Consider the following 22,704-nt stretch of genomic DNA (forward strand, 5'->3'; position numbering starts at 1 on the left):
CCTCTAACCCACCCACATATCCTCCCGCCCCCCCCACCCGCTCACCCACCACCCCCCCCCCCGGCGCGGCCCTCCCCTCGCCCCCCCCCCCCCCCGCTTCGTAGTCCCTACAAGGGCAAAAGCCTCCGGCCCAGGGCGGTTGACCTGAACTCGTCGAAGTCGCGCACCACCAGTTCGGCCCCCGCGGCCACAAGCCGTTGCTCCGGACAGTATCCGCTCAACACACCCACCGGGACGCACCCGGCTTCGGCTGCACAGCGCATGTCGTACTCGGTGTCGCCGAAGTAGAGAGCTTCGCCCCCGTCCCTCAGCTCCGCCAACACCTGGGCTTTGTCCGCAGCCTCCGTGACAACAGCACCGAAGCGCTCGTCCAGGTCAAAGGACCGCAGTTCGGCCAGCAGATAACCGGGGCCGGCGGCCGAAATGACGGCACAGGCCTCACCAGCTGCGTTTAGGTCAGCCAGGAACCCCGCCGCCCCGGTCCGGAGCGGGGCGGCCTGGGCAGCCATCGCGGCGTTCCATTCCGTAATGGCCGCCGCCACGTCCCCGATGCCCACCCCAAGCTTCAGAAACATCTCATCCATCGGCAGTAAGAATGACCGGTCGAACAGCTCCGGGCTGATTTCGGGTACCCCCACCAGCCTCAGGGCCGCGTTGGTGGCATCACAGGCCCGGCCGGCGTCGTCGGCAATGGTGCCGTTCCAGTCGAACAGGTATTTCATACGGCAGCCGACAATGCAGCAGCGGACAATCCAAGCCCGGATGCCATGCCCGCGCGTCGTCCGGCGGGACCATGGAAGACGTGAATGCTCTCCGGATCGGACCACACAGGAACGCGTGAATGAAGCTGCGGGCGCTCAGCCGAGCGGCAGGACAGCAGCAGCACGGAACCGCCCAGATCGATATGGACGGTACGCAGCGGGCCGTTGGGTTCCACCAGGATCACTTCACCCTCCGCCGTCCAGGCATTGCCGTGCCCGTCAGTTCCGAGGCGGACGTCCTCCGGCCGGACCCCCAGGACAACGTCCCCTTCAAGGCTGGCGCGGCCCCCGGCCTGCGACACTTGACCGAACGGCGTTTCCAACAGGCCTGACTCCGTCCGGGTTGAGGCCAGCAGGTTCATTGGCGGAGCACCGATGAACCCGGCCACGAAGGCTGAGACCGGTGCATCGTAGAGCTCGTCCGGCGTCCCCAGCTGGACGATGCGTCCCTTGTCCATAACAGCGATCCGGTCTGCCATGGACATGGCGTCCTGCTGGTCGTGGGTGACTGTCACGCCCGTGGCTCCCTCCTGGCTGATGAGCTGGTGGATTTCCGCCCGCAGTGAGATGTGAAGCTGGGCATCGAGCCCGGACATTGGCTCATCCAGAAGTACGACGCCGGCATGCCGGGCGAGCGCCCGTGCCAGGGCAATGCGCTGGCGCTGCCCGCCCGACATGGCCTTGGGACGCCGTTCCAGCAATTCCTCCACGCGCATCCGTGAAGCAACCTCGCGTGCCCGCTTTTCGGCCTCCTGCTTGGACAGACCCAAGCCGTGGCGCAGCCCCAGGGTGATGTTTCCCAGGGATGTCAGGTGCGGATACAGGGCGAAGTTCTGGAAAACGATCGACACGTCGCGCTGATGGGCCGGAACGCCCGCCTGGTCCTTGCCGTCCAGTTCCACAGTGCCTTCGTCGGGATCCTCAAGCCCCGCGATGATTCGCAGCAGGGAAGACTTACCCGATCCGGAGGGCCCCAGGATAGACAGGCTCTCACCGTCGCGGATGGAGAGGCTCACGCCGTCGAGCGCCACAACCTCCCCAAAGCGCTTGGTGATGTTCGTCAGTTCAATGGCTGTCATTGCTACTTGCCCAGCATCGAGTTGATCGACTTGGCCGTGGCCGGCACGACCTCGTCGGCCGGCTTTCCGGTAGCAAGCTGCTCCATCATGTTCCGGACGGTGTCGATGATCTGGGCGGTCTGCGCGCCCTCGAATCCGCCCCATACGGTGAGCGGCTTGTCGTAGGTCCAGGCGTAGCGCATCTGGGGAGCAATGTTGTCGCCCTTGAGAAGCTCTTCCGTGGCGAGCTTGTTGACCGGAATGTAGCTGTAGTCCTTGCCGCTGCTCAGCAGCGAGGCTTCCTTGGTGAGCATCTCGGTGACCATGGCCTGCGAGAACGCGGCCTTGCAGGAGTCCTCGGAGATGACAACCCAGCCGTTGCCGCCTGCGGGCAGTTCACCCTCGGGCCCATTCAGTCCGGGAAGGTCGATCGGCATCCAGTCCAGGTCCTTCGGAGCCTCCTTGACGACCTTGACGATGCGGGACGTCGTGGCCATGTGGAAGGCCAGGTTGCCGGCGACGAACTGCGCCTGGCCGTCGTCCATGCGCACGTTCAGGGACGTCTTGTCCTTGGCAAGGCGGGCGAGCAGCCCAATGGCTTCCCGGCCCTTGGGGGTGTCAAAGCCGAACGAGCCGTCCTCGGCCACGTACTTTTCGCCGGAGGACTGCACCAGTGCCTGCGAGAACCAGTCCGGCAGGTCGTCCGAGGAGATGTTGATGCTGGGCTTGCCGGTCTTTGCCGTCACCTTGCGGGCCGCGTCCTCGAGGGCTGCAAAGTCCTTAATGGAGGACGGGTCGGTGATGCCGGCCTCGGCCAGGAGTTTCTTGTTGACCAGCATGGTAGGTGTGGAGATCTGGAACGGAGCCAGGTACGTGGTGCCGTCCACCTCCCCTGCGGTCAGGAACTGCTTCTGGTATCCCTCCGGCAGGGTGGCCGGGTCAAGCGGTGCGGGGTTGTAGCTGTCGGTCCAGAACCGGAGCTGGCCCAGGCCGGTCATGATGAGGTCAGGCCGCTTTCCCACGGCCGTGTCTGCCACGACCTGTTTGGTGAGATCCGAATAGTTGCCGCTCTGGGCAGCAACCGCGTCGATCTTGAGGCCGGGGTACTTTTCCTCCATGATCTTCTTCGCATGCTCCACCGCGGGTGTGCCCTGGGGGGCGAACGCCAGCTTGAGCGTGGTTCCCTCCGGCTTGCACTGGTCGATGGCGGCAGCACTGGCCACGGCACCGCCGGAGCCGGATTCGGCGCCGCCGCAAGCGGACAGGCTTAGGGCTGTAACGGTGGCCAGGGCAGCCGTTGCAAGGATTTTGGAACGCATTGGGGATTCCTTCGTTTGATTGGTTCTGCAGTTAGGGGAGGGGGGAGGTTTCGGGGTTAGCCGGCCACTTCAGTTCCGGCCATACCGCGGACGAAGTGCCGCTGTGCAAGGAGGAAGAGGATGACCACCGGCCCGGTGACTACGACGGCGGCAGCTGCCAGGGCGGGGTAATCGAAGCCCGTATCGGCGTTCTGGAAAATGGCCAGGCTCAGCGGCGGCGTCATGATGTCCGGGCTGCGTGCCACCAGGAGCGGCCACAGGTAGTCATTCCAGTGCGTAAAGACCGAAAGGAGGGAGAAGGCTGCAATTGACGGCGCGGAGATCGGGACCACCACTGAGACCAGCGTCCGCAGCGGTCCGAGCCCATCTGTCCTGGCGGCTTCCATAATGGCGTCGGGTACAGCCATCATCTGCTGGCGCAGCATGAAGATGCCGATGGCACTGGTAACAAACGGGAGGACAAGCCCCAGCCGCGTGTCGCCCAGCCCCAGGAGGTTCAGGCCGACGAATGTGGGGATCATGGTGGCCTGGTGGGGAATCAGAAGGCACGCCAGTACTAGGCTGAGAATGACGCCGGCACCGCGGAAGCGGAACTTGGACAGCGCATAGGCCGCCGGAATGCAGGTGAGCAGCTGAAGGACCAGAATTCCCAGCGTCACGGCGATTCCGTTCAGGACGGCCTGGCCCAGGTTGGCCTTCTCCCACGCCCGGCCAAAGTTTGAGAAGTCGAACTCGGTTGGGATCAGGCTCAGCCCTGTGGTCGTCAGGCCCTCTGCGGGGGCAACCGCCGTCCGCATCATCCAATAGAAGGGAAACAGGGCCAGCGCGGCCGCCAGGATGCCGAGTGCGGTGACCAGGGCTGTGCGGACTTTGTTCGGTGATGTCATTGGTTTTCCTTGGTACGCCGCTGACGGCCGATGATGCCGACAATCAGCAGCAGAGCGATCAGGATGAAGGAGATGGCGGATGCCTCGCCGATCCGGAAGTACTCGAAACCCACCTTGTGGGCGGCTGTCATGGCGGTTTCCGAGCTTCCCAGGGGCCCGCCCTTGGTCATGACGTTGACGATTTCGAAGACCTGGACTGCCCCGGTGATGGACAGGACCGTCACAAAGACGAGGGTGGGCCGGAGCATGGGCAGGGTGATGGTCCGAAGCTTGGTGAAGCCCCTGATGCCTTCGACCGACGCCGCTTCGTGAATGGAGGAGGGGATCGTGGTCAGTCCGGCCATGAAGAGGAGCATGCACAAGGATGTGGCCCGCCATAGCCCCAGCAGGATGACGGTGAACAGGGACGTATCCGCTTCACCGAGCCAGTTCACCGGGGCCAGCCCGGCCAAGCCAAGGATCTGGTTGGTGAACCCGCCCTGGAAGGCGAAGATCCATTTGAAGACCACGGCCATGGCCACCATGTTTGCCGTCATTGGAAGGATGAGCGCCGTCTTGGCGAGCCAGCTTCCACGGCCCATCTTTTCCATCAGGAGTGCCAGGAGCAGTCCCAGGACCATGGACGGCAGGATGGTCGCCAGGGCGTAAACCAGCGTGTTCATGGCGGCCTGATGGATCAGCGGATCGGCAAACACCTTGAGGTAGTTGTTGAAGCCGGCGTACTTCCACTGCCCTCCGGACAGCGGAATGATGAAAAAGCTCCCAATCAGGGAAAGCAGTGCGGGACCATAGACGAACGCCAGCAGGGCCGCCAGGGCGGGCAGCAGGAGCAAGTAAGGAGTCAGGGACAGCCGCGGCCGGACCTTTGCCGGAGCAGCTGTTTTCGGCGCCGGGCGCGTCAGCAGGCTCATGATTCGGCCCCCAGGTCAAGCGATAGCAACCCGCCGTCGACCCCCACGGTGAGGTAGCTGCCACCTCCGGCGGCGACCAGGGGCGCGGCGAGGGGAACCCCGACGTCGTACGTCCCCGCCTGGCTACCGTCCAAGCGGAACCGGCGGATGACGCCATCGAGCCCCGGCAGCAACAGCGTTGCGCTGGATTCTTCATAGGAAGGCGCCGCCATGACGGGGTTTGCCTTCATGCGGTAGGCGGTCATGGGGAAGGGTGCCACTCCGTCCACCGGCACGTCCCAGAGCTGCCCGCCGTCGTCCTTGGCCAGCATGCGCAGGCCCTTGCCGGTCACGGTGACGACGTATCCATCGGGGGTGATGACCGGCGTGGAGGGACTGTAGCCGCCTTCATGCTGCACGGCCCATTGCACGGCTCCGGTTATCCGGTCCAGCTTGGCGGTGCTGGTGATCGCAGGCACCAGGAAACTGTCCTGGCCGGCGTCGTAAGCAGCCGTTCCGGTGACCCGGAGGTTCCGGGCGGTGTCCCAGGGGTCATCCTGCAGTTCAGGCAGGTGCCAAATGGACTTCCCGGTGTGAAGGTCGACGGCGATGGGTGAGTTGGGCGTTGGCCAGAACCCCACCATGACCAAGTCGCCGATGATTGCCGGGCTCGAGTGGGTGACGATGTTGTGGTGCGGGGAAAGATCCGTGCGCCGCCAGAGGACTTCCCCGGTGGCCGCGTCCAGTGCCCGAAGGTCGCTCTGGTCCCCGAGCACCACGATGCCTTCGGATTCCACCGGCGACTGCCATGCGAACCGCCGATAGGGGTCGGTAGAGGGCGTCGTCCATAGCCTGTTTCCGGATGTGGCGTCCAGCCCCGTGACCGCGCCGTTCACTTCGGCCACCACCACAACGCCGCTGGCCAGGACGGGCCGTGTCTTGACGGCGGAGGAGGTTGGGGCGGACCACAGGAGCTCGCCGGTGACGGCGTCGAGAGCTTCTACCGTGCCTGACGGGCGGTCCTCGATCTGTGAGCCGGCGTAAATCCGGTCCCCGGCAAGGGTGGGACCCGCGCGGTGGCCTGCGCCCGCAAGCTGGTGGCGCCAGCGGACCAGGGAACTGCCGGACTTGGCGTCGTAACCGGTAATAGTGGCTTTGTCGACGTCGAATGCGTGGTCAGGATTATGTAGGTAGCGGGCCGGCATGATCCGGGAGTTCAGCTCCAGGCCGGTGCCGTCCCACGTGACTTCACGGAACATCGGCGGCGAGTAGTCCAGGCCCGCGAAGAACGGCGTGGGGCTGTTGACGTGCAGGACGCCGTCAATGTCCACTACCCGCGATGTGTGCCAGTGGCCGGAGAAAGTAGCCAGCGGCTTGCGCGGAAGCCGGTCCATGATCGGGTGTCCGGGCTGGTCGTGCATGCACAGGATGTAGGGGGCGTCCTCCCCCGCGGCAGCGAGGTCGTTGCGCAGCCATTCCTCCTGGACAGTGTGGTCCAGCCCGAGCTCGTGGGTGTGCCAGTCCATCACTACGACATGCAGCCCCGCCACATTGTAGGAGAACCAACGGGGCCCCACGAGGGACTCATACAGGGCCGGGTTGCCGTCGTTGACGATGTAGTTGTTCCGGGAAATCCGCCCCGACCGTCCGGCATGCATGTGGTCGTGGTTCCCCGGCACCAGGTTGACGGGCACGGGAGCACCAGCCACGGCGTCCAGCAGGCCGGCGAACTCCTCGGCGGTTCCATTGTCGACGAGGTCGCCGGTCACGATCACAGACCGGCTTGCCGGCGACAGCTGCGGGAGATCCTGGATGAACTCCTTTAACTGGTCAGGTGTCGTCAGTCGTCCTTTGTCGAACGCCCATTCGTCCGGTGCCGCCATGTCGATGTGCGTGTCGGTGATATGCATGAACTGGTAGGGAAGCGGCTGCTCCACGGCCTGAAGTTGGAAGACAAGCTCGGTTCCGGCCGCTGCCTCGCCCGCCGGAAGCCGCTCGAACCACTGGTCCGTGTGCCAGCCGGTGGGGCGGGTCAGGGTGATGAAGGCACCGTGAGGTTCCACGGCAAAACGGCCGTCGCCTCCGGTTGCCACGACATCGCGGCCGTTTGTAACAGCGATGCCCGGGAGGGGCAGTCCCTCAGTCGTGATGACACGTCCGGTGATGATTTTGGGCATGAGGCCTCCATGATTGGGTCAAGAAGTGTCGAACAGGGCGGGAAATGCGCTTAGCTGCGATGGAGTTTGGCGAGTATGTCGTTGCTGGCGGAGAGGGCGGCCATGCGGCGCGGGGATCCATGGGTCAGGAGGACCACAATCGCGTCCAGCACGGCCAGGTGCACTACGCGGCTGATCATGGCGTCCACCCGATACGCCGTTTCCTGGCTGCCCGCCACGATGGACAGGCCAGCCAGGTCCGTCAGGGGAGTTCCGGTAAAACTGGTCACCGCCACCGTGGCCGCTCCGGCGGTCTTTGCCGCACCGGCTGCGGCCAATGTTTCCGTGGTGGCTCCGGTGTGGCTAATGATCAGACAGGCATCTTCGCTGGTCAGACGGCTTGCCATGATGTTCTGGACATGTGCATCTGCGGCAAAGACAGCGTCCACGCCGACAAGCGCCAACCGATAAGCCACATCCGCGGCCAGTGGAGCCGACGTTCCGACGCCAAGTACCAAGGTTCGCCTCGCAGCGCCGATCCGCGCCGCGGCGGCCGCCACGCTCTCGTGATCGATGTTCTCCGCCGCAGCCTGGAGTGCCTGGGCGGATCCCAGGACAACCTTTCGGCTTACGGCTGCGCTGCTGTCGCCCGCTTCGATGTCGGCCAGCTGCACGGTCGTCGAGGGTGATTCGCGGGTCAGCACCAGCTTCAGTGCCTGGAAACCGGCCAGGCCCATGCTTTGGCAGAACCGAACCGTCGAGGCCGAAGAGACCCCGGTTTCGGCCGCGAACTGGCCGATTGAGCTGTTGATGATGCTCTGCGGCCCGGCCAGTACGGCCCGGGCGATGCGAAGCTCCACTCCTGAAAACGACGCCATGTTTTCGCGGACGGTCTCGAGAAACTCCGCCCGGTGTTGAGGCGCCGGCTTGAGCTGTTGCGTGGTCACAATTCGAAATTAGCCACTGGGTTGAACGGGAGAGAGCCTAAAAGGTTAACGAAGAAACAACTTTTCATAGCAATGCCATCTATGAAACTTCCATTCATCCCCAGTCGGCTGGCCCTATGCAGCCGTCCGGAAGAACAGCTCCGCCACTGCCGCCAGGTGCGCCGGGTCCTCCACTCCGCACATCTCGCGCGCCGAGTGCATGGACAGCAGCGGGATGCCCACGTCCACCGTCCGGATCCCCAGGCGCGTGGCGGTGAGCGGGCCAATGGTGGACCCGCACGGCATCACGTTGTTGGACACGAACTCCTGGTACGGCACGCCGGACTCCGCGCACAGCCGCGCCCAGAACGCGGCACCCGGGGCATCCGTTGCGTACCGCTGGTTGGCGTTGATCTTCAGCAGCGGGCCGCCGTTGAGCACCGGGTGGTTGGCGGGGTCGTGCCGCTCGGGATAGTTCGGGTGCACGGCATGGCCGGCGTCGGCGGAAACACAGAACGACGCCGACATCGCCTGCCGCCGCTGGCCCGCCGTCGCGTCGAGGCCGTCGGAGATGCGCACCAGGACGTCCTCGAGGAATGGACCGCATGCGCCGGAACGCGAGTTGGAACCGATTTCCTCATGGTCGAACGCTGCCAGCACCGCGATCGGGGCGCCCGGGGAAGGAAGCAGTGACCCCGCGTGCGCGATCATCGCCGCCAGCCCGGCGTGCGTGGAGGAAAGGTTGTCCAGGCGCCCTGACGCGAAGAACTCCCCCTCACCCCCGAAAACCGCGGGTGCCTGCGTGTCCGCCATGACGACGTCGAACCCTCCGATGTCTGCCGGATCCACCGCGGCATCCTGCACGTGCGAGGCGAGCACTGCCAGGACGTCCGCCGAACCGGGGTTGCCCAGTCCCCATACCGGATTCATGTGCCGCTGCTTGTCCAGCACGAGACCCTCGTTGGCTGCCCGGTCCAGGTGGATCGCCAGCTGGGGGAAGCGGAGCATGGGGCCGGTGGCGGTCAGGTGCTCGGTGCCGTCGCGCAGCACGAGCCGGCCGGCCAGCTGCAGCTCCCGGTCCAGCCATGAGTTCAGGAGTGGCCCGCCGTACACCTCCACCCCCGCCTGCAGCCAGCCGAACGCGCCCATGGTGGGCTTCGGCTTGAGTTTGAAGGACGGCGAATCGGTGTGCGCGCCCAGGATGTTGAACCCCGTGGTGGGCCCGGCACCCTGCGGCACCACCCACGCCACCAGCGCGCCGTCGCGGACCACGAAGAAGGATCCCTCTCCTGCCTCCCACGGCTCCAGCTCGTCGAGCCGGGTGAACCCGGCGTCAGTGAGCCGCCTGGCCGCCTCGTGAACGGCGTGAAAGCTCGACGGCGACGCGCTGACATACGCGCCGAGGTCCTGGATGTGGGCGGCAGCTGAGCGGTGGTTGGGCATGGTGACGAGTCTAGCCAGCCGCCTACACGTCCCGGCGTTTCAGCAGCACCGCGGCGAGCACCAGCGGAACCACGACCCACGCGCCCAGAACCAGTCCGGCCTGCCATGCCTCCAGGGTCTCCGGCACATGCTCCACGGCCGTCAACGGTTCAACCGTGTTGCCTGGCAGATACTTGCGGGTCTCCTCGAAGAACTCGCCGGGGATCAGCTGGAAGGCAATGGGTGCCACGAAGAAGAGTCCCACCAGGGTCATGATGCCGCCGGCGGAGTTCCTGAGCAACGTGCCCAGCGCCAGGCCGATCGCTGCAACAGCCGCAACGTAGACGCTGCTCACCAGAAGGAGCTTCAGGGACTGGGAACTGCCCAGGTCCAGCTTGAGCCCATAGTTGTCCAGAATGGGCACTGCCACCAGGCCGGCCACCCAGGTGGAAGCAGCGGTGACGGCGAAGGACGTCACTGTAACGACCACCAGTTTGGCCGCGAACGCGGGAAGGCGCTTCGGCACCGCGGAAAACGTGGAACGGGCCATGCCGGTGGAGAACTCCGAGCTCATGAGGAGCACGCCCAGGGACCCAAGGATCAGCTGGGCAAAGGCGATCCCTGAAGTGGGCACGCTGACTGCCAGATCGCCGCCCTGGGCCGCCAGCCGGGCCGCTGCCTGCGGGTCCCTCGTGGCCGCATCGGCGAACTGGCCCGTGCCCCAGGCGGACAATGCGCCGAAGCCCACCATCACCGCCGCCGTGGAAGCGATCAGGACCAGCGTGGAAAGAAGGGTGCGGAACTTGATTCCTTCAGACCTCAGCACGCGGAGGAAGCTCGGGCCGGTCATGGCCCGGTCAGTGGTAGTGCTCATTTGCTCACCTCCGCAGCGGGCAGGGAGTGGTATTCGACGTCGTCCTTTGTCAGTTCCATGTAGGCCTCCTCGAGGCTGGCGACCAGCGGCGTGAGCTCGTAGACCATGACCTGGTGCGCCAGTGCCGCCGCGGCGATGGTTCGCGGATCCAGCCCCGTGACCTCGAGCAGCTCGCGCTCCGGCGACTCAACCGCGGCACCTTCGGCAGTGAGCAGCGGCGCCAGCCGTTCCGGCTCCTCGGTCCGCACCCGGACCCGCGCCTGGCCTTTGCCGCTAATGATGTCGCGGATGGGAGCATCGGCAATCACCCGGCCGCGGCCGATCACAATCAGGTGGTCCGCCGTCTGCGCCATCTCACTCATCAGGTGGCTCGAGAGGAACACCGTGCGCCCCTGCCCGGCCAGGTAGCGCACCAGGTTACGGACCCACACCACGCCCTCGGGGTCCAGGCCGTTCACCGGCTCATCCAGGATCAGCACCTGCGGGTCGCCGAGCAGGGCTCCGGCAATACCGAGGCGCTGCCCCATGCCCAGGGAGAATCCACCGGCTTTCTTCCGCGCCACCGCCTCCAATCCAGTCATCTCGATCACTTCGTGCACCCGGGCCTTGGGAATCCCATGCGTGGCGGCCATGGCCAGCAGGTGGTTGTAGGCGCTGCGGCTGGTATGAACCGCCTTGGCGTCCAGCAGCGCACCCACCTCACGCAGCGGTGCCTTGTGCCGGGCGTAGGGCACGCCGTTGACGGTTACGCTGCCCGACGTCGGCCGGTCCAGCCCCATAATCATCCGCATGGTGGTGGATTTTCCGGCGCCGTTCGGGCCCAGGAAGCCCGTCACCCGGCCCGGTTCCACTGTGAAATTGGCTCCGGCCACGGCGGTCTTGCTGCCGTACACCTTCGTCAGGTCCTGAGCCTCAATCATGGTTGGTTTCCTTTCAACGGCCGCGGCGAGTAGTAGATGAGCGATCTCGGCGTCACGCGGTACCGGACCCTCCGCACGCCGGCCAAAGCCTCACCGTCTACGGCCAGCGCCATGGGTGCCCCGCCAGCGTCGATCTCCACCTCGGTGGCCTCCCGCAGGTGGGTGATGCGCGACGTTGACACAGTCCCCGTCACGACGGACCACAGCAGCCGGATCCGGGCAAAGCGTTCATCGGCGGTGATAAGCCGGACATCCAGGACACCGTCGTCAAGGACCGGGCGGAGCAGTGGCGCATGGTCCCGCGGATAGTAGCGGCCCCGCCCCAGGTAGGCGATCCACACCCGGTGCCGGACGCCATCCACCGCGAGGGTCACCGGCGTACCCGCCGCGTAGGTACGGAACATGGCCACTACGCCTGCCAGCGGCTTGCCCAGCGCCGGGGTCAGCTGCTCGCGGCGCCTGACGAAGTTGGGGTATAGCCCGATGCTGGAGGTGTTCAGCATCAGCAGGTGCGACGTTTCGGGCTCGTCCGGAAGTCCCCTCTCCACCTCTACGAGGCCGGTATCCGACAACGCCGCCTCGCCATTATTAGCGGCCAGCACTGCCTCCTTGAGGCTCCCGGTTCCGGCGTCCCGGGCAAAATGGTTGAGCGTGCCGCCCGGCAGCACCAGCAGGGGAAGGGAATGTTCGACGGCGGCCGCAGCGGCAGCGCCCACCGTCCCGTCACCGCCCCACACGCCCAACGCTTTTGTACCAGGGTGGTTCAGCGTCGCTTCGATTTCCTGGCGGAGATCCGCCTCCGGCTGGACGGCATTTATATACGCTTTGGGGAATACCTCCCGCAGAGCATCCGCAGTTTCCTCTTTGAACGATCCGCCTAAGGTGTTCACCACAATGCTGAGGCCTTCACCGCCGGGCAGTTCCGCGGCGTCAGTCCAGGCCCGTGCTGTATCCGGGATCGGAGGCCTAACCGGCCACCATTTACGGGTCACCAGCGCCGCCCCGGCGCCGAGCGCAGATCCAAACACGACGTCGGAGGGCCAGTGCGCGCCCGTATGCACGCGGGAGTAGGCAACGCCGGCAGCAACGGGGGCTAGAACGGCCCCCAGTGCCGGGTGGATCAGGCCCGCGCCGGTAGCAAAGGCCACTGCCGAGGCTGAGTGCCCCGAGGGCATGGAGGAGCTCGTGGGCTGAGGGTGGACGAAGCGGAAGACCGGGAGGTGTTCTGGCAGCGGACGTGCCCGGGGAAGAAGGGTCTTGAAGCCCATGTTGGTCACCGCCGATGCCACAGCCTGTGCGATCAGCCCATGGAGCGCCGCGCGGCGGGGCTTCCCCGGGAAGGCGGCCATGACGGCGGCCGCCCCCATCCACAGCTTTCCATGATTGGCTGCGGCCGAGAGCCTGCGGAAGAAGTCGTCGTGCCCGCCGCCGGGGAAACGGGAAACATGCCGTACCAGGTATTTATCCATCCGACCGATCCAGCGATGGCTGCGGCGCCAGGTGCTCTGCATGCGATCACCCTACTCCACCGATTGGGCCGACTATCCGCGGGGGCCCGTTTCCGCGGTCTTCATGGGTTGCACAGGCAACGGACGGGCCGCTCCCGCCAGCAGGAGCGCCAGGACGATGGGTGCCAGGATGGCCAGGAGGGCGAGATGGATGCCGGTGAGGTCGCCCAAATAACCCAGCAGCGGAGGCCCGGCCAGGAAGGATACATACCCCAGGGTGGACACAACAGATACCCTTGCTGCCGCGTGTTGGGGGTCGTCTGCCGCCGCCGACATCCCCATCGGGAACGCCAGTGCGGCGCCCACGCCCCAGAGGGCAGCGCCCACCGCGGCCAGCCAGACGTTGCCGGCCAGCACGAACAGGCAGAGGCCGGCCGCGGCCGCCGCCATGCTTGTCCGGAGAACCGTGACCCGGCCGTAGGCGTCGATAACCCGTCCGCCAAGGAAGCGCATGGCTGTCATGGCCAGGACGAACAGGGCGAACATCAGGGCCCCGGTGGAATTGGAGGTACCGAGCCCGTCCACCGACGCCTTCGCGATCCAGTCGTTGCCGGCGCCTTCGGTGAGAGTCGCGCCGAGGACCACGACGCCGATCAGCAGCGTTCGGCCATCGCGCCAGGCGGTCGGTCCCTTGGCGGGCTTAGGTTCACCCTCGGCGACCGTCCGGGTGAGGTGGGGGAGGAAGTACCGGGGAGCCACGAGCGTAGACAGCAGAACCACTGCCGCAACGGCAACGAGGTGGACGGGCAGCCCGACACCGAGATTGGACAGGCCAGCGCCGACGATCGCCCCAATAAACGCGCCGCCACTGAATGCCGCGTGAAACTGCGGCATGATGGTCCGGCGCATCTTGTGTTCCACATCCGCGCCCTCGATGTTCTGGGAAACATCCCAGAGGCCCACCGCGATCCCGAAGAAAAAGAGGGAAACCGCCGTACCGGGGATTGACGTCGCGAAAAGCGATCCCGCGATGCCCACCGCCGCGGCAGCGGCCAGGATGCCTCCGGTGCGTACCGCATTGGCGGTGCCGATCCTGCCCACCACCAGTCCCGCCGTCGGGAGCGCCAGAAGGGATCCCACCGCCGTGCACAGCAGGAGCGTGCCCATCTGTCCGGAACTGATGCGCAGGATTTCGGTGACTGCCGGGATGCGTGCGGCCCAGCTGGCAAAGGCAAGCCCGTTAATCCCGAAGACGACGAAGGTCGCGGCGGCGGCAGCCTTCAGCCCGTGGTGTTCGCCTGTCCTGGTGCTGGCGCTCACGCGCGCGCCCGTTCCACGCGCTTTTCGTCCCACACCGGTTCCGCGGATTCATAGACCTTCCCGTCCGAGCCGAACACCAGGAACCGGTCGAAGGTCCGCGCGAACCAGCGGTCATGGGTGACTGCCAGGACCGTGCCTTCGAAGTGGTCGATGGCCCGTTCCAGCGCCTCGGCCGAGTGCAGGTCCAGGTTGTCCGTGGGCTCGTCCAGGAGCAGCAGGGTAGCGCCGGAGAGCTGGAGGAGCAGGATCTGGAAGCGTGCCTGTTGCCCGCCGGAGAGCGACTCGTACTTCTGCTCGGACTGTCCCGCCAGCCCGTAACCGTCCAGGGCACCGGCCGCGGCCTCACGGCCCAGTCCGGAGCGGTGCTCGTCGCCCCGATGCAGGATTTCCAGCAGGGTCTTGCCCAACAGGTCGGGGCGGACGTGCGTTTGGGCGAAGAAGCCTGGCCGGATGCGTGCGCCCAGCTTCACTGTGCCCTCGTGCGGCACTTCGGCGATCTCGACGTCAGAGACGGGCAGGTGTTCGCGCTCTGGGTCCGTGCCGCCGGTGGCCAGCAGGCGGAGGAAGTGCGACTTGCCGGAGCCGTTGGAGCCCAGCACGCCAACCCTGTCGCCGAACCAGACTTCGGTGGAGAACGGTTTCATCAGGCCGGTCAGCTCCAGCTTCTCGGCAACGATGGCGCGCTTGGCGGTCCGCCCGCCTTTCAGCCGCATCTGCACGTTCTGTTCAACAGGCAGCGCTTCGGGCGGTCCGATCTCCAGGAACTTGGCAAGGCGGGTCTGGGCTGCGTGGTACCGGTTGGCCATGTCGGAACGGAACGCCGCCTTGTTCTTGTACATGTTCACGAGTTCCTTGAGCTTCACGTGCTCCTCGTCCCAGCGCTTGCGCAGCTCCTCGAACCGGGCGTTGCGGTCTGCCCGCGCGTCGACGTAGGAGCCGAAGCCGCCGCCGTGGATCCACGCAGAGGCCCCGTTGATGCCGGGCTCCAACGTGACGATCCGGCCGGCTGCGTTGTTCAGGAGCTCCCGGTCGTGGCTGATGAAGAACACGGTCTTCCGGGATTCGTTGAGTTTCTCTTCGAGCCAGCGCTTGCCGGGAACGTCCAAGTAGTTGTCCGGTTCGTCGAGGAGGAGCAGCTCATCCGGACCGGCGAAGAGAGCCTCCAGCACCAGGCGCTTTTGCTCACCGCCGGAAAGGGTCGACGCCGGGCGGTGCTGGGCGCGGTCGTAGGGGATTCCCAGCGCGGCCATGCAGACCTCGTCCCAGACCGTCTCGACGTCGTACCCTCCGGCGTCTCCCCAGTCCACGATCGACTGGGCGTACCGCAGCTGGCTTGGCTCGTCGTCGTGCTCCACCATGGCGAGCTCTGCGTCGTCCACCTCGCGCGCGGCCGCGGCCAAGGCGGGCGGCGCGGCGGAGACCAGCAGGTCGCGCACCGTGGACCCGTCCCGGACCTGGCCCACGAACTGGCGCATGATGCCCATGTTGCCGGAGCGTCCGATCACGCCTTCATCCGGGGCGAGGTCGCCGGCAATGATGCGGAACAGCGTCGTCTTGCCCGTGCCATTCGGACCTATCAGCGCGGTCTTGGTGCCGTCCGGGACCTTGAAGGTCACCCCGTTCAGCAGCTGCGTGCCGTCGGAAAGGAAGTAATCTATGCCGGAAACGTCAATATGGGCCACACGTTCAATACTCCCACGAACCCCTCCCTAGAGCGGGGGCCGGCAGGTCCAGGGCTGCACGGCTTCCAGCGCGGCGCCCAGCCGGAACACCGTTGCGTCATCGAACGGATGTCCAACGATCTGGACGCCCGTAGGGATTCCACAGTCGGCTATCCCGCTCGGGACGGCAAGCACCGGACAGCGGTTTGCGATGTTGAACGGAGCCGTCATGTGCCCTTGCCAGTAGTGCTCGAGGTGCACAGCGCCGGCATCGATCCCGTCAAGGTACTGACCCTCCGCCTCCAGTGCGGGGACTGCGGACGCCGGGCAGACCAACGCGTCAAAATCCGCCATGGCTTCGGCCAGCTCAGACTGAAGCTGGGCCTCGGCCCGGATGCCGTCCAGGTAACGGTTCTCCTCGGCTGCCCGGCGGGCATCCGCCATGAACTGCCGCGTGTAGGGAGCCAACTGCTCCACGGATGCCGCTGTCTCGTCCTCCATTGCAGGTCCCAGGAGATAGCCAAAGTGGGTGAAGATGGTCCGCCGGATACTCTCCGTGGTCCACGGGAGCTCGATTTCCTCCACCACCGCGCCGGCTTGGCGAAGCGCCTCTGCGGTGGCACGGGTATTGGCTTCGACGTCTGCTGCCACCGGGTAATTGCCCAGACGAATGCACAGGGCGATCCTCATCCCCGCCACCGAAATCCCTCCAACCGCAGTGCCCGGTCCGGGCCAGCCCTCGGGGAGGTCCGCCAGGGACGCATGGTCCGCCCGGGACCGCCCCGCCATGACACCGGCCAGCAGCGCCGTGTCCGCCACCGTCCGGGCCATCGGCCCATCTCCGCGGTAGTGGTCCGCGGCGAGCGGTGCCAGCCCCGGGATCCGGCCGTAGGAAGCCTTGAACCCAACGGTCCCGGTGAAGGCTGCCGGCAGCCGGGTTGACCCGGCGATATCCGAGGCCGTGGCCAAGGGTGCCAGGCCGGCTGCCAGCGCCGCTCCGGAACCGCCGGAGGATCCACCGGGGGAGTACTGCAGGTTCCATGGATTGCGCGTCACGCCCCACAACGGGCTGTGGGTCACGGTGGCGCAGCTGTACTCGGGGGTGGTGGTGCGGGCATGGATGATGCCGCCTGCGTTTATGATGCGTTCGATCACCGGATGGTCGGCCATCGCGATATCGCCTTTGCGCGCCAGGAGACCCTGCGAGAGTGTGCGGCCACGGAGCCCGTGCTTTTCCTTCGTGGCCACCGGAAGACCCAGGAGCGGAGCGAGGTCCCGGCCGCGCGCGTACCGGGCTGCAGCCTGCCGGGCGGCCAGCCGTGCTTCCGCGAAGAGCGTTTCGGTGAGAGCGTTGATGGCCCCGTTGACCGCATCGGTCCGCGCAATCAGGGCGTCCAGGAGCTCCACCGGTGACAGCTCCCGGCTCCGGAACAACTTCAGCGCGCTTGTGGCATCAAGGTAGTGCAGGTCCGTCATGCCAGCGCCGCCGCGGCGCGGGCCGGGGCCTCGGTCAAGGCGCCCGCCACAAGCTCGCGGGCAACCCCAGTGAGCATGTCCACGCCGGCCACCATGTCGGCGTCGGTGGTGAACTCCCGCTCGCAGTGTGATACGCCCTCCACACTGGGGATGAACAGCATGACGGAGGGGACAACCGTGTTCATGGCCACGGAGTCATGGCCCGCCATGGTCTGGATGCGCCGGGCTGAAAGACCCAGATCAGCAGCAACCTTGTCCGCAAGTTCCAGGCCAGCCTCAGGAAAGCGCCGGATGGGGCGGATGTCGAAGTCTTTAACGTTCACTTTGATGTCGTGTTCACGCGCCAGGACGTCGATGTCCTTCAGGAGTTTCGCCCGCGCTTCCGTGACGATGTCCGGGTCGGCCGAGCGCAGGTCGGCGACGAGGTGCACCCGACGGGCCACCACGATCGGTGAGTTCGGTTCCAAGGTCAGCTGGCCCACAGAGGAAACAATCGCCTCGTCGGCAAATTCCTTCGTGACATCGTGAACCATGAGGATGATCTTGGAGGCAGCCACCAGGGCGTCGTGCCGGTCAGCCATCGCCGTGGCGCCGGTGTGCGACTGTTCGCCCAGTACTTCGATATCCAGCTTCTGGGTGTACCAGCTGCTGTCCACCAGTCCGATCGTGATCCCCTCGCGCTCCAGGATGCGGCCCTGCTCGATGTGGATTTCAGCGTAGGCGGCGGCATCGGGCGCCTCGGCCGTGCCGAGGTACCCGATGCCGGCCAGGGCATCGCGGACAGTGACACCCTGCAGGTCGGCGACGTCGAGCATCTGCCCCTGGTCGAGCAGGCCTGCGTACACCGAGCTGCCCATGATGCTCGGGGCAAAGCGCCCGCCCTCTTCGTTGAACCAGTTGACCACCGCCAGGTTGAAGCGGGGCACCGCCCTGCCGGCAACCACCTCCTCCTGGAGCCGCCGGGCCGCGTGCAGCGCGGCGATGACACCGTAGGCGCCGTCGAAACGGCCCCCCAGCGGCTGGCTGTCCAGGTGTGATCCGATGATGACGTAAGGAGCCCCGGGCACCCACTCCACCAGCCCGAACATGTTGCCGATTCCGTCCACCCGAAGTTCCCATCCGGCGTCGTTCACCCAGGCCGCGAACCACTGCCGGGTGAGCGCATCCTCGGCAGTTGCGGCCTGCCGGTCCACACCGTTGTTCGCTGTGGCGCCGATGGTGGCAACGTGGTGGAAGTCGGACAGGAAAGCTGCTGAATTCATGGGAGAAGTCCTTAGGTCTGGCTGTGGAGAGGAAAGAGGGCGGGGGCTTCTAGCCCATCCGGCCGCGCGTCTCCGGCACCCGGGTAAAGAGCACCAGGAGAAGCACGACGGCGGCTGCCGCGGCCATGTAGAAGCCCGGCGCGTGCGGCACGCCGCTGCTTCCCACCAGGGCGGTGCCGATGAACGGTGCGGTGCCGCCAAACAGGGCGTAGGCGCCGTTGTAGCTGATCGCAGCCGAGGTGAAGCGCGTCTTCGTCGTGAAGATCTCGACAAAGAACGTGTAGCAGCCGCCGCCGTAGATGCACAGCGCCACAACGAACAGTGACTGGCCCAAAAGCGCGAGCGGCAGGCTGCCGCTGGTGACCAGCATGAAGCAGGGTACGGAAACGAGTGCCAGGACAGCGGAGCCTGCGATCAGCATCGGCTTCCGGCCCACGCGGTCACCAATGCGGCCGCCCAATGGCAGGAGTACGGCGTAAAGCGCCAGTGCGGCAGCGTTGACCAACAGGGACTGCTCGCGGCTGAGGCCGCCCGAGGTCTGGACGTACGAGACGAAGTAAGCGGAAAGGAAGTAGAACCCCATGGCGGTCAGGCCCATGACGAAGATGACCTGGACCATCCGGAGCTTGTTTTCGCGGAAGGCCTCGCGGACGGGACTGAATTCCTTCGTCCGGCTGGCCTTGGCCTCGTTGAAGGCTTCACTCTCCACCGTGCGGCTGCGGATCCAGACTCCGAAGAGTGCAAGCGGCAGGGCCAGCAGGAACGGGATGCGCCATCCCCAGGCCATGAAGGACTCGTTGGACATGGATTGGCTAAGGATGAGGATCATGGTTCCGGCAGTCACAGAAGGCAGCGCGGTTGCGGCGATAGTGATGTTCAGCCAGAACCCGCGGCTCTTGACTGGTGCGTGCTCGAAGACGAAGGACGGGGCACCTACGGACTCGCCGCCTGCCGAGAAGCCTTGGACCAGCCGGCAGAGGACCAGGAGGGCCGGTGCCCATGCGCCGATCTGGCCATAGGTGGGCAGGATGCCCATGAGGGCGGTGGCTGCGCCGATCGCGATGAGCGTGATGGTGAGGACCCGCCGTCGGCCGATCCTGTCACCAAGCGCGCCGAAGAAGAGCCCGCCAATGGGCCGCACCACGAACGCGACGCCGAACGTGGCAAATGTGGCCAGCATCGCTGCAACGGGGTTGGCCGCGGGGAAGAAGAGCTGCGAGAAGATCACCGCGGTGAGTCCGTAAAGCGTAAAGTCGTAGAACTCAATGAACTGGCCGATACTTCCGCCTGCCAGCACCCGCTTCTGCATCTTCGTAACGCCGGGACGCGCGCTCAGGGCCTCCGTTTCGAGAACGGGTGCCCCCAGCCCGGGGGTTGGTGCAACTTCGGGTGCCTGCTGGGGTTGGGGATGGATCTGAACCACAGAATCTCCTTTGATCAACATGGTTGTCCCGCCGGGGAGGTGGGGTGTGCGCCGTGGTTAGAGGGGTTTCCCTTCCCGGGACCCGCCGACATCCGCGCTGCAATAACCATGTGTGATCTGCAGCACATGTGTCCAATTGATTGATTTGGTGCCATCGATAGATTTCATCAATGTACGACAGACCCGGGCAGCTGGCCCCCGACGGCAGTCGTATAGATTCGGCGGCAGGTCTCTTCAAAAGCGAGCGTACGCCGCGTGGGCTGTACGCCTTCCGGCCGGACCAGCATCACCTCAATGGGCGGGAAATCGTCTTGCAGGGTCAACGCCACCACCTTCCCGCCGGAATACGTCATGTCACTGTTCAGCCGCTGGTTGAGCATCGCGTAACCGTGCCCTTTCGCCACAAAGGACCGGACCGTCTCATATCCCGCGAAGCGGTGCCGGACGTTGGGCACAATGCCGGCAAGTGCATAGAGCTGTTCGTAATATTCGCGGCTGTGGGGGAGGTCCAGCACCACGGACGGTTCGCCGTCGAGTTCTTTGAGCGCAATGCTGCGGCCGGGGCGTGCTGCGGCCGGATGCCCGGCATGTACCAGGACGTGCGGCGGTACGCGTTCCAGCACCTTGTAGGTAAAGCCGCGCCCAAGGCCCAGGCCATACATCAACGCAACGTCGCACCGCCCGTCCAGCAGGGCGCTCTGGAGTGTGGCGAGATCGGCCTCCAGGAATGACACCTCCACGCCGGGGTGCTGGACCTCGAAGGTCTGCAGGATCGCGGGCAGCCTGAAGGGAGCCAGGGGCGCAAAAACTCCCACCTTCAGCTCCCCGACCAGGCCGGCGGACAGTCCCCGGGCAGATTCGTACAACGCGTCCGCATGCTCCAGCAGCACTTTGATGTCCTGCGAAAGCTGTCGGCCGGACGGAGTGAGCCTCAGCCCGCGGGTCGGGAGCCGCACGAACAGTTGCGTTGAAAGGCTTGACTCCAGCTGGGAAACCGCGGTTGAAAGGGTGGACTGGGTGACCAGCAGGCGTTCCGCCGCCGCCGTCATGTTCTCCAGTTCGGCGACCACAGCGAAGTAGCGCAACTGGGTAAGGGTAAAGGGCTTTGCCATCGGTCAACGTCCACTCTCTACGGCAGGTGCCGTTACGGATGTCCGGTCGGTTGGGGTCCTCATCGGGTTCAAAGAGCCCGGAGCCTGTGGAGCAGGAGCGCCACGTGCAGCGAAGTTCGGGACTCGGCGTCATCAAGATCAACGCCCAGAAGTTCCTCGAGCCGCGCCAGGCGGGCGTACAGCGTGGGTCGGCTAAAGTAGCCGCTGCGCGCCATTGCTGCCTTGTTGCCGCCCGATTCCAGGTACCGGGCCAGTAGTTCGAGGTGACCGCCCCGGCCCTGGGCTTCAGCCTGCAGCAGGGCCTCCAGTTCCGACTCCACGAACTGCTGGACGCGCGGATCGTTTCGCAGGAGCGCCAACAGTCCACGCAGCCGGACGTCAGTGGCCCGGTAGAACGGTTTGCGGACCCCGCGCAGGGTTGCCGAAGTTTCCGCTACGTGCGCGGCTCCATCCACTCCGGCGGCGGCTTCGAGCAGGCTTCCCCGCGGATGTCCGACGCCGACGGTCCACTCCGCCGACACGCTGTCGGGCTCCCGGCCCAAGGCATCGGTCAGCCGGTGCAAGGTAGGGTCCTCCAGCTGCCTTGCCGGCAGGGCCAGGATCATGCCTACGGAACCTGACTGGATACTTGCTGACAGGGCGGTACTGGAGATTGTCTTCAGTGCGCGCCCCAGCTGCTCGAGCAGGATCCTTTCCTCCTCCTGGCCGGCAAGCGGATCCCGGGAGGCCCCGCCCGGCCTTGGTCCGGCACTTGCCTCAGCAGCGGCCGTATGGCCAGTCCTTCGGAAAACGACCGGGACGTAGAACGGTGACCGTTTCAGGCCCAGTGCAGCCGCCCGTGCCAGCGCTTCGGCCTCGTCAAGGCCGCGGGGCTGTCGCAGTGCGTTGAGCAGTCCCGCCTGGGCCTGCTGGCTAAGTTCGCGCCGATCGCGTTCGGCAAGCCGGTTGATCGCAAGCGCCTGCGCGGCGCGCTCCAGGACCATAGCCGCCGGGCCATCGTCGTCCATTTCCATGGGAACCACCAGCCGTCCCCAAAGCTGGCGCTGCACACCCACCGGAGTCTGCAGCCAGGCCTCGGCGCCCGCCCGGGATGTCCCGGCAGTCGATGGGGTGGTCCGGGAGCGGCGTTCCCAGTCCGCCAGCAGCTCCGCGGCGGACCTCCCGTGGGCCGAGAACGCGAGCACCAGGTGGGCCAGGTCTTCCAGGATGACCGGGGCGCCGATCAGTTCGGCTGCCTTTTCCACCACGAGTTGCGTGCCGGCATTCTCCAGGCTGAGGAGCGTGAACGCCTCATGGACGTCGCGCGCGCGCTCCACGCGTTCCAGCTGCTCAGCAACGATCATGCGGTGTACGACCTCCGTGACCTGCACGAAACGTACCCGCCGCTGAACCACGGCGATCGGAAGCGAGGTGCGCTGCGCGGCGGCGTGAAGCGCGGCCATACTGCGTTCACGGTTGCCCGTGAGCTCAACCACCAGGCCCGCCGCGCCAGCCTGTTCAAGAGATGCGACGAACCCGACCGTGAGGTCAGGATGCTTTTCCAGCTCCAGTCCGGTGGTGAGGACCAGTTCACCGCCGGCCAGCAGGCCCGAGATGTCCAGCAGTTCACTGACATGTACCCAGCGGACCTGAGCATCCAAACGCGCGGAGCCGCCCAGCAGCTGCGGTGCAGCTGCTTGGAGGACCGGGAGGGCGAGAACGTCGCGGACCGAGGGGAGCATTTACAAAGTGTAAACGAGCCTGTGATTTACCTTACACATCGGCTCTAACGCTGCCCTTGCGTGACGGT

18 protein-coding genes are annotated in these 22,704 nt (G+C 65.8%); all 18 read right to left on the reverse strand.

Features of this window, described 5'->3' with window-relative positions; translation table 11 throughout:
- Positions 1 to 107 precede the first annotated feature (107 nt).
- Positions 108 to 722 (reverse strand): HAD family hydrolase, encoded by a 615-nt coding sequence (locus ACFWIX_RS11925; RefSeq protein ID WP_377216336.1) that lies wholly within the window; start codon positions 720 to 722, stop codon positions 108 to 110.
- On the reverse strand, positions 719 to 1,840 hold the full coding sequence (locus ACFWIX_RS11930) for an ABC transporter ATP-binding protein (protein WP_377216337.1): 1,122 nt from the start codon (positions 1,838 to 1,840) through the stop codon (positions 719 to 721). The genes ACFWIX_RS11925 and ACFWIX_RS11930 overlap by 4 nt, the downstream gene beginning before the upstream one ends.
- A gap of 2 nt (positions 1,841 to 1,842) precedes the next feature.
- Positions 1,843 to 3,138, reverse strand: coding sequence for an extracellular solute-binding protein (locus tag ACFWIX_RS11935; protein ID WP_377216338.1), 1,296 nt, complete (start codon positions 3,136 to 3,138; stop codon positions 1,843 to 1,845).
- 56 nt (positions 3,139 to 3,194) lie between these two features.
- Positions 3,195 to 4,025, reverse strand: a complete 831-nt coding sequence (locus ACFWIX_RS11940; protein WP_377216339.1) for a carbohydrate ABC transporter permease — start codon at positions 4,023 to 4,025, stop codon at positions 3,195 to 3,197.
- A complete protein-coding gene (locus tag ACFWIX_RS11945; protein WP_377216340.1) occupies positions 4,022 to 4,936 on the reverse strand; it encodes a carbohydrate ABC transporter permease in 915 nt (304 codons plus the stop codon). The genes ACFWIX_RS11940 and ACFWIX_RS11945 overlap by 4 nt, the downstream gene beginning before the upstream one ends.
- On the reverse strand, positions 4,933 to 7,092 hold the full coding sequence (locus ACFWIX_RS11950; RefSeq protein ID WP_377216341.1) for a PQQ-binding-like beta-propeller repeat protein: 2,160 nt from the start codon (positions 7,090 to 7,092) through the stop codon (positions 4,933 to 4,935). Before ACFWIX_RS11950 ends, ACFWIX_RS11945 begins: the two co-directional genes overlap by 4 nt.
- 50 nt (positions 7,093 to 7,142) lie before the next feature.
- Positions 7,143 to 8,018, reverse strand: a complete 876-nt coding sequence (locus ACFWIX_RS11955) for a MurR/RpiR family transcriptional regulator (RefSeq protein WP_377216342.1) — start codon at positions 8,016 to 8,018, stop codon at positions 7,143 to 7,145.
- Between the two features lie 114 nt (positions 8,019 to 8,132).
- On the reverse strand, positions 8,133 to 9,440 hold the full coding sequence (locus ACFWIX_RS11960; protein ID WP_377216343.1) for a M18 family aminopeptidase: 1,308 nt from the start codon (positions 9,438 to 9,440) through the stop codon (positions 8,133 to 8,135).
- A 22-nt stretch (positions 9,441 to 9,462) separates the two neighbouring features.
- Entirely contained in the window at positions 9,463 to 10,293 is an 831-nt protein-coding gene (locus ACFWIX_RS11965) for an ABC transporter permease (protein WP_377216344.1), read from the reverse strand.
- On the reverse strand, positions 10,290 to 11,213 hold the full coding sequence (locus ACFWIX_RS11970; RefSeq protein ID WP_377216345.1) for an ABC transporter ATP-binding protein: 924 nt from the start codon (positions 11,211 to 11,213) through the stop codon (positions 10,290 to 10,292). Before ACFWIX_RS11970 ends, ACFWIX_RS11965 begins: the two co-directional genes overlap by 4 nt.
- Positions 11,210 to 12,724: a bifunctional phosphatase PAP2/diacylglycerol kinase family protein gene (locus ACFWIX_RS11975; protein ID WP_377216346.1), complete on the reverse strand. Its 1,515-nt coding sequence runs from the start codon at positions 12,722 to 12,724 to the stop codon at positions 11,210 to 11,212. Before ACFWIX_RS11975 ends, ACFWIX_RS11970 begins: the two co-directional genes overlap by 4 nt.
- Positions 12,725 to 12,754: 30 nt before the next feature.
- A complete protein-coding gene (locus tag ACFWIX_RS11980; protein WP_377216347.1) occupies positions 12,755 to 13,981 on the reverse strand; it encodes an MFS transporter in 1,227 nt (408 codons plus the stop codon).
- The gene (locus tag ACFWIX_RS11985) at positions 13,978 to 15,663 is read right to left on the reverse strand and encodes an ABC-F family ATP-binding cassette domain-containing protein (RefSeq protein ID WP_377216348.1); all 1,686 of its coding nucleotides are present in this window, start codon (positions 15,661 to 15,663) and stop codon (positions 13,978 to 13,980) included. The genes ACFWIX_RS11980 and ACFWIX_RS11985 overlap by 4 nt, the downstream gene beginning before the upstream one ends.
- A gap of 27 nt (positions 15,664 to 15,690) precedes the next feature.
- Positions 15,691 to 17,118, reverse strand: a complete 1,428-nt coding sequence (locus ACFWIX_RS11990) for an amidase (protein WP_377216349.1) — start codon at positions 17,116 to 17,118, stop codon at positions 15,691 to 15,693.
- Positions 17,115 to 18,380: a M20 family metallo-hydrolase gene (locus ACFWIX_RS11995; RefSeq protein WP_377216350.1), complete on the reverse strand. Its 1,266-nt coding sequence runs from the start codon at positions 18,378 to 18,380 to the stop codon at positions 17,115 to 17,117. Before ACFWIX_RS11995 ends, ACFWIX_RS11990 begins: the two co-directional genes overlap by 4 nt.
- Positions 18,381 to 18,429: 49 nt before the next feature.
- Entirely contained in the window at positions 18,430 to 19,803 is a 1,374-nt protein-coding gene (locus ACFWIX_RS12000) for an MFS transporter (RefSeq protein WP_377216351.1), read from the reverse strand.
- 167 nt (positions 19,804 to 19,970) lie between these two features.
- Positions 19,971 to 20,915, reverse strand: a complete 945-nt coding sequence (locus ACFWIX_RS12005) for a LysR family transcriptional regulator (RefSeq protein ID WP_377216352.1) — start codon at positions 20,913 to 20,915, stop codon at positions 19,971 to 19,973.
- A gap of 68 nt (positions 20,916 to 20,983) precedes the next feature.
- Positions 20,984 to 22,636 (reverse strand): PucR family transcriptional regulator, encoded by a 1,653-nt coding sequence (locus ACFWIX_RS12010; RefSeq protein ID WP_377216353.1) that lies wholly within the window; start codon positions 22,634 to 22,636, stop codon positions 20,984 to 20,986.
- Positions 22,637 to 22,704: the final 68 nt, after the last annotated feature.

The sequence above is a fragment of the Pseudarthrobacter sp. NPDC058362 genome (assembly GCF_042723515.1).
Lineage (GTDB): Bacteria > Actinomycetota > Actinomycetes > Actinomycetales > Micrococcaceae > Arthrobacter.